General features: G+C 27.8%; 12 protein-coding genes. 4 read left to right on the top strand and 8 right to left on the bottom strand.

Annotated features, from left to right (window positions below):
* Nucleotides 1-36: 36 nt before the first annotated feature.
* From dnaK to KMP12_RS04570, 6 genes are all read right to left on the bottom strand, one after another.
* On the bottom strand, nucleotides 37-1,866 hold the full coding sequence (dnaK, locus tag KMP12_RS04545) for a molecular chaperone DnaK (RefSeq protein ID WP_215756560.1): 1,830 nt from the start codon (nucleotides 1,864-1,866) through the stop codon (nucleotides 37-39).
* A 74-nt stretch (nucleotides 1,867-1,940) separates the two neighbouring features.
* The gene (gene grpE / locus KMP12_RS04550; RefSeq protein ID WP_215756561.1) at nucleotides 1,941-2,531 is read right to left on the bottom strand and encodes a nucleotide exchange factor GrpE; all 591 of its coding nucleotides are present in this window, start codon (nucleotides 2,529-2,531) and stop codon (nucleotides 1,941-1,943) included.
* Nucleotides 2,532-2,543: 12 nt separating this feature from the next.
* Nucleotides 2,544-3,551, bottom strand: coding sequence for a heat-inducible transcriptional repressor HrcA (gene hrcA / locus KMP12_RS04555; RefSeq protein ID WP_252344704.1), 1,008 nt, complete (start codon nucleotides 3,549-3,551; stop codon nucleotides 2,544-2,546).
* 637 nt (nucleotides 3,552-4,188) lie between these two features.
* Complete coding sequence (locus KMP12_RS07565) at nucleotides 4,189-5,070, bottom strand: RluA family pseudouridine synthase (RefSeq protein ID WP_215756562.1); 882 nt, start codon at nucleotides 5,068-5,070, stop codon at nucleotides 4,189-4,191.
* The gene (locus KMP12_RS04565) at nucleotides 5,063-5,875 is read right to left on the bottom strand and encodes an NAD kinase (RefSeq protein WP_215756563.1); all 813 of its coding nucleotides are present in this window, start codon (nucleotides 5,873-5,875) and stop codon (nucleotides 5,063-5,065) included. The genes KMP12_RS07565 and KMP12_RS04565 overlap by 8 nt, the downstream gene beginning before the upstream one ends.
* 1 nt (nucleotide 5,876) lies before the next feature.
* Nucleotides 5,877-6,428, bottom strand: a complete 552-nt coding sequence (locus KMP12_RS04570; protein WP_215756564.1) for a DUF402 domain-containing protein — start codon at nucleotides 6,426-6,428, stop codon at nucleotides 5,877-5,879.
* Nucleotides 6,429-6,607: 179 nt separating this feature from the next.
* Here KMP12_RS04570 and KMP12_RS04575 point away from each other — a divergent pair, with 179 nt between their 5' ends.
* Both KMP12_RS04575 and KMP12_RS04580 read left to right on the top strand, forming a co-directional pair.
* Nucleotides 6,608-7,201, top strand: coding sequence for a hypothetical protein (locus tag KMP12_RS04575; protein WP_215756565.1), 594 nt, complete (start codon nucleotides 6,608-6,610; stop codon nucleotides 7,199-7,201).
* Nucleotides 7,202-7,229: 28 nt separating this feature from the next.
* Nucleotides 7,230-7,358 carry an LPXTG cell wall anchor domain-containing protein gene (locus KMP12_RS04580; protein WP_215756566.1) on the top strand — a complete coding sequence of 43 codons (129 nt, stop codon included), beginning with the start codon at nucleotides 7,230-7,232 and terminating at the stop codon, nucleotides 7,356-7,358.
* 155 nt (nucleotides 7,359-7,513) lie between these two features.
* Here the strand turns inward: KMP12_RS04580 and brnQ are convergent, their stop codons facing one another.
* Together brnQ and KMP12_RS04590 are read right to left on the bottom strand one after the other, a co-directional pair.
* Nucleotides 7,514-8,890 (bottom strand): branched-chain amino acid transport system II carrier protein, encoded by a 1,377-nt coding sequence (gene brnQ, locus KMP12_RS04585; protein WP_215756567.1) that lies wholly within the window; start codon nucleotides 8,888-8,890, stop codon nucleotides 7,514-7,516.
* 655 nt (nucleotides 8,891-9,545) lie between these two features.
* A complete protein-coding gene (locus KMP12_RS04590) occupies nucleotides 9,546-10,769 on the bottom strand; it encodes an HD domain-containing protein (protein WP_215756568.1) in 1,224 nt (407 codons plus the stop codon).
* Between the two features lie 165 nt (nucleotides 10,770-10,934).
* Between KMP12_RS04590 and KMP12_RS04595 the strand changes: the two genes are divergently transcribed.
* Both KMP12_RS04595 and KMP12_RS07710 read left to right on the top strand, forming a co-directional pair.
* A complete protein-coding gene (locus KMP12_RS04595; protein ID WP_215756569.1) occupies nucleotides 10,935-12,419 on the top strand; it encodes a DUF1846 domain-containing protein in 1,485 nt (494 codons plus the stop codon).
* 295 nt (nucleotides 12,420-12,714) lie between these two features.
* A complete protein-coding gene (locus KMP12_RS07710) occupies nucleotides 12,715-12,840 on the top strand; it encodes a hypothetical protein (RefSeq protein ID WP_256442622.1) in 126 nt (41 codons plus the stop codon).
* Nucleotides 12,841-13,810 lie beyond the last annotated feature (970 nt).

Here is a 13,810-nt window from a genome sequence, read left to right on the forward strand (position 1 = left end):
ACTTAATATTTAGTCATATTTTATTTAAAACTATATTTATTTTTTCTCTGTGAAATCAGCATCTACTACATCGTCATTGTTATTAGCTGATGAAGAATTTTGATCTGCTCCAGCAGCAGCCGCTTGTTGTGCTGCATTTGCTTGTTCGTAAAGTTTCATTGTCATTTCTTGAACTGCCTTGCTAAGTTCATCTTTAGCTGACTTCATAGCTTCTAAATCATTATTTTTAATAGCTTCTTTTAAGACATCATTTTTTTCTTTGATTCTATCTAAGAAACTTTGGTCAACTTTATCTTTACCATCTTCTAGTGCTTTGTCAGCTTGGAAACTTAATTGGTCTGCTTCATTACGAAGGTCAGCTTCTTCTTTACGTTTTGCGTCAGCTTCTGCATTTGCTTCTGCTTCTTTAACCATTCTGTCTATATCTTCATCTGTTAGTGATGAACTAGATTCGATAGTAATTTTTTGTTGTTTTTGTGTTCCTAAATCTTTAGCCGTTACATTTACGATACCATTTTTGTCAATATCAAATGTTACTTCTATTTGAGGTACTCCACGAGGCGCTGGCGGTATATCAGATAATTGGAATCTTCCAAGAGTTTTATTATCAGATGCCATTGGTCTTTCACCTTGTAGCACGTGAATATCTACTGCTGGTTGATTATCTGCTGCAGTGGAGAATACTTGTGATTTGGATGTAGGTATAGTTGTATTTCTCGGTATTAATACTGTCATTACTGAACCCATTGTTTCAATACCTAGTGATAATGGTGTAACATCTAGTAATACTACATCTTTTACATCTCCAGTTATAACTCCACCTTGAATAGCTGCACCCATCGCAACTACTTCATCTGGATTAACTCCCTTGTGAGGTTCTTTACCCATTTCTTTTTTAACTGCTTCTTGCACAGCTGGAATACGAGTTGAACCGCCTACTAAGATTACTTGGTTAATTTCACTCGGATTAAGTCCAGCATCTTTAAGAGCTTGACGGGTAGGAACTAAAGTTCTTTCTACTAATGAATGAGTTAATTCATCAAATTTTGCACGAGATAGAGTATTTTCTAAGTGAACTGGTCCATTTTCTCCTGCTGAAATAAATGGTAATGAAATTTGTGTAGAAGTAACTCCTGATAAATCTTTTTTAGCTTTTTCAGCAGCATCTTTTAGACGTTGCATAGCCATTTTATCCTTAGATAAATCTAGTCCTTGTTCTTTTTTAAATTCTGCTACAAGATAATCAATTATAGCTTGGTCAAAGTCATCTCCACCTAGTAAATTATCTCCTGATGTAGCTAGAACTTCAAATACTCCATCACCTAATTCAAGAATAGAAACGTCAAATGTTCCACCCCCTAAGTCGAAAACAAGAACTTTTTGGTCAACATCAGTTTTTTCTAAACCGTAGGCAAGAGCTGCGGCTGTTGGTTCGTTAATTATTCTTTCTACTTCTAAACCAGCAATTTTCCCTGCATCTTTTGTTGCTTGACGTTGTGAGTCATTAAAGTAAGCTGGTACTGTAATTACAGCCTTAGTAACTTTTTCTCCTAAATAACTTTCAGCAGTTGCTTTTAAGTTTTGTAAAATCATTGCTGATATTTCTTGAGGAGAATATTCTTTTCCGTTTACTTTTTCTTTATAATCTGTTCCCATATGACGTTTTATTGAAATTACAGTATTAGGGTTAGTGATAGCTTGGCGTTTTGCAACTTCACCAACTTGAATTTCTTCACCCTTAAAGGATACTACTGAAGGAGTTGTTCTGTTACCTTCTGGATTTGGGATAACTTTAGCTTCTCCTCCCTCTAATACTGATACACATGAATTTGTTGTTCCTAAGTCTATTCCTATTATTTTTGACATTTATTTTTTCCTCCAAAATTTTAATTCTATATTTTTATAAATGTAATTTTATAACTTATTATTTTAATTTTATATTAAGAGCTTACCTTAACCATGGCTGGTCTAATAACTCTATCTTTTAACTTATAGCCTTTTTGGAATGTTTCTAATACAATTCCCTCTTCTTTTTGACTATCACTATCCTGCATTACTGCCTGATGGAAATTAGGGTCAAACTCTTTTCCAGTTGCTTCTATTAATTCGACACCTTCTGAAGATAAGGCCTTTTGCAAACCTTCATATACCATCTGTACTCCTTTTAATAATCCTGAATTGGCTTCAGTTTCCTGAGTACTTGCCAATGCACGTTCTAAATTATCAAGGCTAGGTAGTATTTCTGATATTAATTTCTGACTTTTATACTTGTTGTTAGTTTCTATTTCTTGGTTTTTTCTTTTTTTAAAGTTTTCAAATTCTGCATAAAGTCTTAAATATTTATCTTCTGAAGATTTAACTTCTTCTTCTAATTTTAAAACCTTAGCTTCTAAAATTTGCTCTACACTCTCCTCTATTTCTTCTTCTGAAGTTTCTACTCCGTCCAAAGTTTCTAAGTCTTTTATTTCTTCAGAATTTTCTGTTTCTGCTAAAATTTCTTCTTTTAATTCTTCATTTTTTTCAGTAGTCATTTCTACCTCCTATTACTTTAAATTATTATTTAAGTTATCTTTAACACAATTAATAAGTGTCATAACCTTTTTGTAATTCATTCTTTTTGGACCAAAAACAGCAATTACCCCTTCTCCTTTGTCGCTAGAAAATGTACTTGATACCAATGACAAATCAGTAATTTTATCCAGTGAAAGTTCATTACCGATTTTAATTGATGTTTCTCTGTACTTAACATTTTCATCTATTAAATCAATAATTTTATCATCTTCCAAAAGACTAACTACCTCTTTTAATTTATCTAAATCATCTATATCAGGTTGTTTTAGTAGATTGTATTTCCCACCAAGTGCAATAGTTTTTTTCATCTTATTACTTAGTAGCCTATTCAAAGCAATAACTATCATGTCATAATTATTAACACACTCTTTTAAATATTTTTCTAATTCCCTGTGCAATAATATATGGGCTTGTGCCATTTCTACATCGTAAAAATAAGTCTTTAAAATTTTATTAACTTCTTCTATTTCTTCAGACGTAAAATCTGCCTGCATCTTATAATTTTGTTGATGAACTTCGCCAGTATTCGTAATTAAAATAACTAAAATACTCTTACTACTTAATAAAATAACTTCTATTTTATTTATACGTTTGTCGGTTTTTGTTGGTGCTAATATAACTGCAGTACAATCTGTCAAATCGGATAAGACTATTGCATTTTTTTCTAAAAAATTTTTTTCAGAATAAATATCTTCTGTCAAAATAGAATTTAATACACTATTATCCTTGTCTGTTAGCTTATACTCAGTATTTATATAATCAACATAATACCTGTAACCTTTTTCTGATGGTATCCTACCAGAAGACGTGTGAGTCTTCATTATAAATCCCTCTTTTTCTAGCTTGCTCATATCATTACGGATAGTTGCAGAAGAGAATTTCATATCTTTTGAAATATGTTTTGAACCTATTGGTTGATTGGTAGTAATAAAATTTTCTACTATGGTTTGAAGAATAAGTATCTGCCTATCTAATAGCATAGTAATCACCTTCTTATCTTCATAAATTAGCACTTTAAATCAATGAGTGCTAATTCATATTTAAAATATTAACATTATAGTCAAAAAAAGTCAATAGATAAAAATTAATTTTTTGATTTTTTTTGACTTTTATTTTAAAAACTATATTTTACTTATTTACAGTAGCCTGTATTAAAAAATAATTTATTTTAAATTTATTTGAAGTAATATTTTTTATAAATTTTTTTGAAATTAAAATCATATATTGAGATTATTTTTTTAAAATTTAATAAGGTTACTTAAATTCATAAAAAATTAAATTGGATAAAAATCTCTTGATTGAAATAATTTTTTAAAATGATAAACTTAGACTTATTTTTATGAATTTATTATAAATAGAATAAAAATATTTTTAAGTCTTATTAAAAGAAATTTTTAAAAATTAGTTTGTTTCAAGGAAATTAAAAATAATATCCTTTAAATATTTGTATAAAAATTCCTTAGACTAATTTGCCATATAAAATTTAAGTATTACAAAAATAATTTTTCTTAAATAATTTCTACTAAATTTTAAAAATTAAGTTGCAGACTAAAATTTAACTACAAAAAATTACATCTAACAAAATTAAGTTAGAGCAAAATAAAAAACGTCAAATTTTTATTTGACGTTTTTTATTAAGCAAGCCATATCATAAGTTAATTCACTTTTAATATTAATTTTTTTATTGGTTATGGGGTGATTGAAAATTAAATTATGACAATGTAGCGCCTGCCTTTTAATCAGGTCTTTTTTACCGCCATATAATTCATCTCCCAGAAGTGAATGTCCTATACTCTTAGAGTGAACTCTTATTTGATGTGTTCTACCTGTATATAATTTGAATTTTACCAAAGTAAAATCAAATTTTTCATTATAGGCTAATCTTTCTAAAGAAGTCTTTGCATATTCTCCATCAGGACTTATTATTCTTTCTATAATGCTATTACTTGCACAAGCAATATTTTTTTCTATGATTAATTCTTTGGGGCTATTGCCATGTAGCAAAGCCAGATAGTATTTATCAATATCTATTTTGCTAAGTAAGGAGTGAATATGCCTGTGTTTTGCTATTAGAACTAAACCACTTGTATTTTTATCAAGTCTAGTAACTATGTGTGGAATCGTCGAAAAATTATTTTTTACAAAATACCCATTTATCTGTTCTAATAAACTTTTATCCGAGGAGTTTCTTGACGGAATTGTGGGGAGGTCTGCTCCTTTTTCTACTATTAAAATATATTCATCTTCATATAAAATATTTATTTTATCAAAAAAGTAGCGGATATGACTAGAAAAACTTTCACTAGGTAATGTAATTTCAACCACATCTCCTAGTAAAAGTTTATATCTAACATTTTCTTCTTTATTATTAACCTTAATACTGCCGTCTTTATCAAATTTAATTCTAATAAGAGTTTTTTTAGAAATATTTTTACTTAGTAGGAAATCTCGTAAAATCTCTTCTTTTTTAACCACATATCTTAAAGTTAAATTATTCACCGATAAACGACCTCTTAACCCTTTGCCAAAAACTCACTTGATTATATCTGATAAATGAAATTTTGCGTGTTTTCGATAGGGTTACTTCTATTTTAGATAGGGAGTCATAGCTATAAAAAGATTGGTCAATGCTTAATCTGTGATTATTGTCTTGTTTCTTTGGTTTAATAGTAAGTTTTTCATCTTTTGATAAAATCATAGAATTACCTAAAGTTCTATACACTAAATTATTTAATGCCGCTATTTCAGTTACTTGAAAAACGTCAAGCCCTGGGTGAATAACCGCTCCAGCTAAACTTTTATTATAGGCTGTTGAGCCTGTTGGGCTACTTATGCAAATTCCATCGCCTCGAAAATTTTCAAAATGTTCGCCGTCAATAAGTAATTCTGCAATGTAGGTAGTCCCCAAAGAATTATTTAAGGTTATTTCATTTAGGGCGTAACTCTTCGTTAATAAATTACCACTTTTACAATAGGCTTCCACTGCCACAAGAGGATAACTTTCAATTTTTGGTTCTTTTGAGAGCATATCGTCAAAAATTTTTTCATAGTCCTTTGCTTGATAGTCTGTATAAAATCCTAAATGTCCTGTGTGGATAGATAAAAATTTAACCTTGTTAATTATATCTAGGTATTTTCTAAAAGCCTTTAATACCGTACCATCGCCACCGACTACAAAAATATATTCAGGACTTGTTTCATCTTCTTGCATCTTATTTTTTAATAAAAAATTTTTTAGTTTCAAAGCTATTTCTTCTGAAATTTTATCTTTTCTAGTTATTACTGTAAACTTTCCTAGCAACATATTAGTAAACCTGCTTTTTCATATTTTCATAATTTTCAGTCCATACATGGATAAATTCTTTAGAAAAAGGTCCCAAGTCGTAGTCAATCCAATGTTTTAATTTATTGACGTTATATCGTAATATCTTGTCTATATTTTCCCCATAATTATGCTGAAGTTTATGTAAGTTATATTCATCTTCATCTAATAAAAAATACTTGCCGTCAGGATATCTCTTAATATCCAAGTCATAATCAATATATTTAATACCGTCTACATCTGATGCGAATGGTGAACTCAAATTGCAGTAGTAGTGTATCCCATCTTCCCTAAGCATACAAACTATATTGAACCAACAATCTATATGAAAATAAACAAAGGCTGTTTCTTTAGTAACCCAAGTACGATTATCACTTTCTGTTACAGATGTTTTATGGTTAGCTAGTATCACAAATTTTTCACTAGCTTCTAATACGGTATTTTTATGCCAAATTCTGTGAATAGAACCATTATGTTTATATGCAATAATTTTTACAATATCGCCCTTTTTAGGTTTTATATTATCTCTATACATACTGCCTCCTTTCAAAAATTTCTAAAAAATATTAATCTATATAATTATAACACAATTTAAAAATATTAAGAAAAAATAAAAATTATTTTCCAAATTTTTTTATATGTTATTTTATACTATTTTTTAAGTAAGTGTGTTATAATAAATTAACTTAATAAAGATGAAACGAGGAATTTATTGTGGTAAAAATATCAAAATTACTATTACTAGGTGCTGGAGCCTATGCTGTTAAGTACTATCTAGATAATCCAAAAAAAGCTGAAGAACATAAAGAAATTTTAAAAGAAAAGGCTAATAATTCTATATCTTATACAAAATGTATGTGGAACTATACAAAAGAAAATGGTATAGCAGAATCTGCTGAACACCTGAAAAATGACTTGGAAAGAGTTACCAAAGAAAATATAGAAAAATTAAATAACAAGGTAAATGATACGGTAGAATACGGTAAGCAACTAGTTAACGACAGTGTGGCTATTAAAGACAGTGCCTTTGCTATTAAAGACAAGGGAGCTGAACTTACTAACAATCTAACAGAAGCTACAAAAATTTTAAAAGAAGAAATCACACCTGCCTTAAATAATTATATTAATGATGTGAAGGATATAGTCAGCAGAATTTCATTAAAATCTGAAGAACTTAAAGAAATTGTAAAAAAAGACAATGTCGAAGGAAAAATAAAAGAATATAAAGAAGATATTGATTCAATAGTTGTAGAAACTAAAGAAAAAATAGAAGAAATTTCAAGAGAAGAAAAATCTGAAATAGCATAATAAAATAAATCAAGCTAAAGGAGTTCTTATGAAATTATTAGCTAGACTGCCCCATACTGGAGAAATAATAAGTGATTATAGTTCTTATGTAGGACTCGTGTTACTATTTATAATAGTTTCTTACTTGGTATGGCGTAAAAATAATAAGAAAAAATAAAAGCTACGGAAATATTTCCGTAGCTTTTTTATATGTAAATATTAATAAAAATATTTTTATTATCTTTTCTTAAAATAATTTTTTAAATATTTATTTTAAATTATTTTTCTAAATTTTTAATGATAGAAAATTTACATTAGAAAATTTTTACTTAATTACTTCTTTACTACTTTTACATAGATAAAACTTACCACAAATCCTACAAGAGAGAATCCTAGCCAACCTAGAGAATAATTTCCTAGAGGTACTGTTTCTGTAAAGAATTTTGTTACACCTGCTGGAACTTTAAACCATTCTGTCAGGGCAGAAAATGTTGAAATAGAATCATACAGGGCTGGGACAAATGTGAACCCTACCGTAGTAGCATAGACTTCTCTTCTACTATCAAAAATTTTATCTAAAAATGTAATAAATACTAAGATTACTGTTGGCGGATATAGTAAGTAAAGGACTGGTACTGACCATTTAATTATATTTGTTAAACCGTTAAAATAAAGTAATGTTGAAATTATTGTAAATAATGTTACCCAAAATCTTTCTGAAAATTTTGGCATTAATCTATGGAAATATTCAGAACAAGCAGTAACTAAACCTGTAGAAGTAGTTAGACATGCTAAAAATATTATAGCAGCTAAGACAACTTGTCCTAAATTACCTAAAAAATAATCAGAAGTTAAACTTAATACTATACCACCTGAAATGGCATCTCCTTTATAAGTTAAAGCTCCTCCTTGTAATGAAAACAAATCTTGTGATATTGCTCCTATTCTGGCAATAAATATATACACTACAGCAAGTAATGATACAGATAATAAACCTGATTTTAAAGTAATAGATGATACTTCTTTTCCTGTTTTCGCTCCAAATAATTTAGCCGCATTGATGACTATAATTGCAAAAGCTAAAGAGGCCAAAGTATCCAATGTTCCATATCCTTGAATAAACCCCGCTACAAAAGGAGTGTCAGCGAAAGAATCAGCTACTCCCTTACCTGAATTTAAAGGTGTACCATAGCCTGAAGTTGCTTTTAAATAAGACGCTGTCGCCAAAATGCCTATAACTATTAACAAACTAGGTGTTAAAAATTTACCCACACGATCAGCAATTTTGCTAGGGTTAATTGCTAGAAAATATGTAATACCAAAAAATACTAAAGCGTAGATAATTTTAACAGTAAGACTTGTTCCAAATATAGGCTCTATACCTATAGAATAAGAAGTTGCTCCAGTTCTAGGTATGGCAAAAAGTGGTCCTATAGACAAATAAAGGGCAACTGCAAAAAATACACCAAAAGTTTTTGATACACGTCCAGCATAATCTGCAACATCAGAAGAACCTGAATAAGCAATAGCCGCTACCCCCAACATAGGTAAACCAACACCCGTAATACAAAAACCTAATATTGCAAGCCAAACATTTTCTCCTGAATAGGCTCCAAGAAAGGCTGGAAATATTAAATTACCTGCCCCAAAAAATAGGGCAAATAGCATTAGTCCTATGGTTACATAAGAATTTTTTAAAAATTTTGACATAAATACCTCCTAAATAAATAATATTTCAAAAATTTTATATTTCAAAAATTTTATGAAATATATATTAATATATATTCATAAAAAAGTCAATATTTTTTTCAATAACTTTTTGAATTGTCAGAAAAATTATTTTAATATACAAAAATATAGCATTCTAATACTTATAATTATAATTATTTTCTAAAATTTCTATTATATTATATTTATAAATATAAATATAATATATAACTTACTAGAAGTTTATTATTTCTACACCATACTTTAAAATTTGCATTTTTTATTATTCCTTATTAATTTCATTTATTTTAGGATATTTATTAAAATTTATGTTTTGTGAAATAATGTTTACACAAGATGAAATTTTTTCACTTTAACTAGGTATAAATAAATTACCTTTTAAAAGTTATCTATATTTTTCCATATGGAATATTATCATTCACTTGAAGATTATAATTATTTTCTTCTATAAATTAAAGATAGCAAACTACATATTTATTATTAGTATCATTAGTAAAATACTTTAAAAACTTTTAACAAAAGTTATTACTAGAAAAATTTTTTATTTTTTATAAATATTACTATATAGCAGATTTTTATCTAAAAAATAAAATACAATAAAAATAATTTTTATCGTATTTTATCATCTTCTTAAAAATTAATTTAGTTTTGGATAGAAAATTGTTCCCTCTTTTTTTGTGTCTCCCTTAGTTATGGCAGCAACTATATTACTAGCTTTTTCTAGGGCTATAATCTCTCCGTTTTTCTTTTCGATTAGAATTTTTTGCCCAGTATAGGGCGTGTAGGGGCTTTTTTCTATATTTTCTTCTCTTAAATAATATTTTTCATCTAAATTATATTTTTTTAATTTCTCTTTTATTTCTAGTAATTTTTCTTCTGAATAATCTACATATTCAAAAAGTTTTCTATTTAATAATCTACTTGCTAAATCTTTAGCTATTTCATCGTCTTTTTCTTGAATTATATTGCAATAATACTGCACAACACTTTCATCAAGTTTAAAATATTCTTCTTCTGTAACTTCTTCTTTGGTTAAAAATGGAATAATCACAGGCAAGTCTTTAAAATATTTTTTATTTTCCTTGTAAATATCTTTTAGTCTGCTGAAAAGTTGAATAAATATTGCTTCGTAACTTCTGGCTACTGGGTGAAAATAAACTTGCCAATACATTTGGTATCTTGCCATAATATAATCTTCTACACTATGTATACCACTTTCTTTAGTAACTATATATTTTTTTCCGTCAGTATGTTCTCTTACCCTAAATGTTCTAAGTATTCTTTCCAAGTCAAATTGACCGTAACTTGTCGCTGAAAAATAAGAATCACGCAATAGATAGTCCATTCTATCTGCATCTAATTGGGCTGATACAAGCTGATTTAACAAATCATTTTTATGTTCATGATTAATTATAGCTACAACATCTTGAGCAAGACTAGCAGATACTTTTGTTAAAATTTTATTTATTTCTGTATCACCTAAAAGTATTTTTATTGTATAGTCTTCGTGATTATGACTTGTTACCTGTTCAAAGGCGTGAGAAAATGGACCATGCCCTATGTCATGTAAAAGTCCTGCAAGCATTACTGCAAGTCTGTCATATTCACTTAATTCTGCATGCAAGGATTTTATTTCTGTAACCATGCGTCTAACTATTTCATAAACACCTAGCGAATGTGTAAATCTTGAATGTTCTGCAGTTGGATAAACTTGAAAATCTCCACCCAACTGATGAATACGTCTTAAACGTTGAAATTCTTTTGTGTCTATGGCCTGCCAAATAATTTTGTATTCTATATTTATATAACCGTGTATAGAATCTCTTATAACTTTTCTTTCTGATAATTTTTCTAATTTCATATATTCTTCCTCTTAGACTTATTACTAAAATTTTATAAACTAATCTATTTATTGGTATTGTATCACTTTATAAAAAAATAATAAAGTTTTATTGAAATTTACATTAAAATTTTTCCAATATAGATAAATTTTTGTTATAATATTTGTTTGAGGTGAAAAAATATTATGAAAAAACAAGCATTCGATTCAGAAAAATATTTGAATTTACAACGTAACCATATACTAGAAAGAATTAATCAATTCGGTGGCAAACTCTATATGGAATTTGGTGGGAAAATGTTAGAAGATTTTCACGCTGCAAGAGTATTACCTGGTTATGAACCAAATAATAAAATAAAATTATTAAAAGAGTTAAAAGATGAGGTTGAAATTGTTATTGCTATTAACGCTAATAATATTGAGCAATCTAAAGCTCGTGGCGACTTAGGAATATCTTACGACCAAGAAGTTTTAAGACTTATCGATACATTTAATGAACTTAATATTTATGTAGGTTCTATCGTTATTACTCAATACGCAAACCAAAGTGCTGCCGATAACTTTCGCAAGCAACTAGAAAAAAATAGTATTAAATCTTACCTGCACTATCCCATAGATGGCTATCCTACAAATATAGATTACATCATATCTGAAAATGGTATGGGAAAAAATGATTACATAGAAACAAAACGCAACTTAATTGTTGTTTCTGCTCCAGGCCCTGGGTCAGGTAAATTAGCAACTTGTATCTCGCAACTTTATCATGACCAAATAAGAGGTATTGAATCTGGTTATGCAAAATTTGAAACATTCCCAGTCTGGAATTTACCTTTACACCACCCAGTAAACTTGGCTTACGAAGCGGCAACAGCAGACTTAGATGATGTTAATATGATTGACCCATTCCACCTAGAAAAATACGGAAAAACTGCCGTTAATTACAATCGTGATATTGAGGTATTCCCCGTTTTAAATCGTACATTTGAAAGAATTTTAAACAAATCACCTTATTCTTCACCTACTGATATGGGTGTAAATATGGTTGGCTTTTCGATAATTGATGAGGAAGCTGCAATAGAAGCATCAAAACAAGAAATTATTCGTCGCTACTACCAAACACTTGTTGACTTAAAAGCAGAACGTGTTAGTAAACAAGCAATTAAAAAAATAGAATTATTGATGAATGAAATTGGAGTTACTCCAAACGACAGAAAAGTAACAGACATAGCTAGGGAAAAATCAGAAAAAACTAACTCTCCTGCCCTAGCATTAGAATTGCCAAATGGCGAAATAGTAACGGGAAAAAGGTCGGAACTATTTGAACCGTCAGCTGCACTTATAATTAATGCAATTAAAAAATTAGGAAACATAGATAAGGAAACTAGACTAATAGAACCAGAATACGTTAAACCTATCCAAAATCTAAAAATAAATCATCTGGAAAATAAAAATCCTCGTCTGCACGCCAACGAAATTTTAATAGCCCTAGCCATAACTGCTATGAACAATAAAGATGCCAACAAGGCAATGAAAGAACTTGGAAATCTAAAAGGTAGTGAGGCTCATTCTACTGTAATGCTAAAAGAAGAAGATAAAAATACCTTGAGAAAATTAGGAATAAACCTAACTTTCGACCCAGTATTCCAACAAAATAAATTTTACAGAAAATAAATTTTAAAATTAATAATAACCAACTTATCTAAAAAAATTATAAAAAATGGTTGAATTTAAAATTCAGCCATTTTTTATTATATTAAAATTTAGTTTTAAAATTAGTAGTTGAAAAAATAATTTTTTGAAAATTTTTTAAATTTTGAAATCGCAATACCCTTTATTATACCATATATTTTTTAAAAAAAGATAATTCTTGTTTTTTTTATAATTTTAGTGATATAATAAAAATGAAAATAAAAGAGCTAATGCTATTTAAAATATAATAATTTACTCTTAAAGTAAGAAAATTAATATGAATAAACAATTCAAATTTGCTAGTGCTGTTTTAGCATCTATCTTAATTATCACACCTATTTCTACTTTAGTTTATAATTATAAAAATGTGGCAAAAGCTGAAAAAGTAAAAAATAAGATTTGAAGTGATATAAAATGAAAAGAGAGCTTATAGTAACAACTTTATTTGTAATATTATTTGCATACCTATATTATAGAAATGTATTATCTAAATATATGTCTTTTACTCAAGAAAATATTAACTTTCTAATATTTTCTATAATATTTATGTATACCTATGCAATCACCTCAAATATAGTAAGAAAATATATAAAAAATCGCAAGAAAAAACAAACAAAATAAATGGTTGAATTTGAAATTCAACCATTTTTTAGTTGCATATTTTTTGAAGTCATTAATTTATTTTTTAAAGATATAAAAACAGTTTTTTTCTTTATGTATGCTATAATGAATAATATAAATATACTTTCATGCTTATTTAGTAATGTGTTGTTATTGCAGTTGCATATTAACCTTTATTTCATAAAAGGAGGAGTCCTTATGAATAATAAATTTAAAAGCATGCTTACTTTAGTTGATAGGATTTATCAAAATTATGGTTATCTTAAAATTACATCACATGATTTTAAAATTGGAGATACCTTTGAAATGGGGGCAGTACGATGATTCAAATCTTATGTAATATTTTGTTAGTATTGTGCTTACTAGGAATAATATCAAATTATAAATTATTAAAAAAGCGTAGAAAAAAAGATTAAATATTAAGAATTTATCTAAAAATACAAAATAGAATAACTTTAAAAATAAATGCTTGTATTTTTATTTTAAATTACATCATTTATTTTTTCATTATCTTCTTAAATTTTTTATTTCAAATAAAAAACCTAACCTTTAAAAGCGGTAATTATTTAGTTATATCATATATCCCTTAAAGTTTGTGGCTTGATTTTTATATTTTAATATGTTAAGTAAATTATATAATTAAGTTAGCCAGTAGTACAAAAAAAGCATCTCATAGGATATACTTTTAGTAACTACAAAAAAAGGATACCAAGAGATGCAAGAACATTATAACACAAAAGGCAAACACATTA

The sequence above is a fragment of the Gemella sp. zg-1178 genome, from assembly GCF_018790995.1.
Classification (GTDB): Bacteria; Bacillota; Bacilli; order Staphylococcales; family Gemellaceae; genus Gemelliphila.

What these genes read in the sequence shown, in the direction of transcription:
- brnQ (WP_215756567.1), bottom strand. Translation starts at nt 8,890, where the DNA reads ATGTCAAAATTTTTAAAAAATTCTTATGTAACCATAGGACTAATGCTA.
- dnaK (WP_215756560.1), bottom strand. Translation starts at nt 1,866, where the DNA reads ATGTCAAAAATAATAGGAATAGACTTAGGAACAACAAATTCATGTGTA.
- hrcA (WP_252344704.1), bottom strand. Translation starts at nt 3,551, where the DNA reads ATGCTATTAGATAGGCAGATACTTATTCTTCAAACCATAGTAGAAAAT.
- KMP12_RS04595 (WP_215756569.1), top strand. Translation starts at nt 10,935, where the DNA reads ATGAAAAAACAAGCATTCGATTCAGAAAAATATTTGAATTTACAACGT.
- KMP12_RS04580 (WP_215756566.1), top strand. Translation starts at nt 7,230, where the DNA reads ATGAAATTATTAGCTAGACTGCCCCATACTGGAGAAATAATAAGTGAT.
- KMP12_RS07710 (WP_256442622.1), top strand. Translation starts at nt 12,715, where the DNA reads ATGAATAAACAATTCAAATTTGCTAGTGCTGTTTTAGCATCTATCTTA.
- KMP12_RS04570 (WP_215756564.1), bottom strand. Translation starts at nt 6,428, where the DNA reads ATGTATAGAGATAATATAAAACCTAAAAAGGGCGATATTGTAAAAATT.
- KMP12_RS04565 (WP_215756563.1), bottom strand. Translation starts at nt 5,875, where the DNA reads ATGTTGCTAGGAAAGTTTACAGTAATAACTAGAAAAGATAAAATTTCA.
- grpE (WP_215756561.1), bottom strand. Translation starts at nt 2,531, where the DNA reads ATGACTACTGAAAAAAATGAAGAATTAAAAGAAGAAATTTTAGCAGAA.
- KMP12_RS04590 (WP_215756568.1), bottom strand. Translation starts at nt 10,769, where the DNA reads ATGAAATTAGAAAAATTATCAGAAAGAAAAGTTATAAGAGATTCTATA.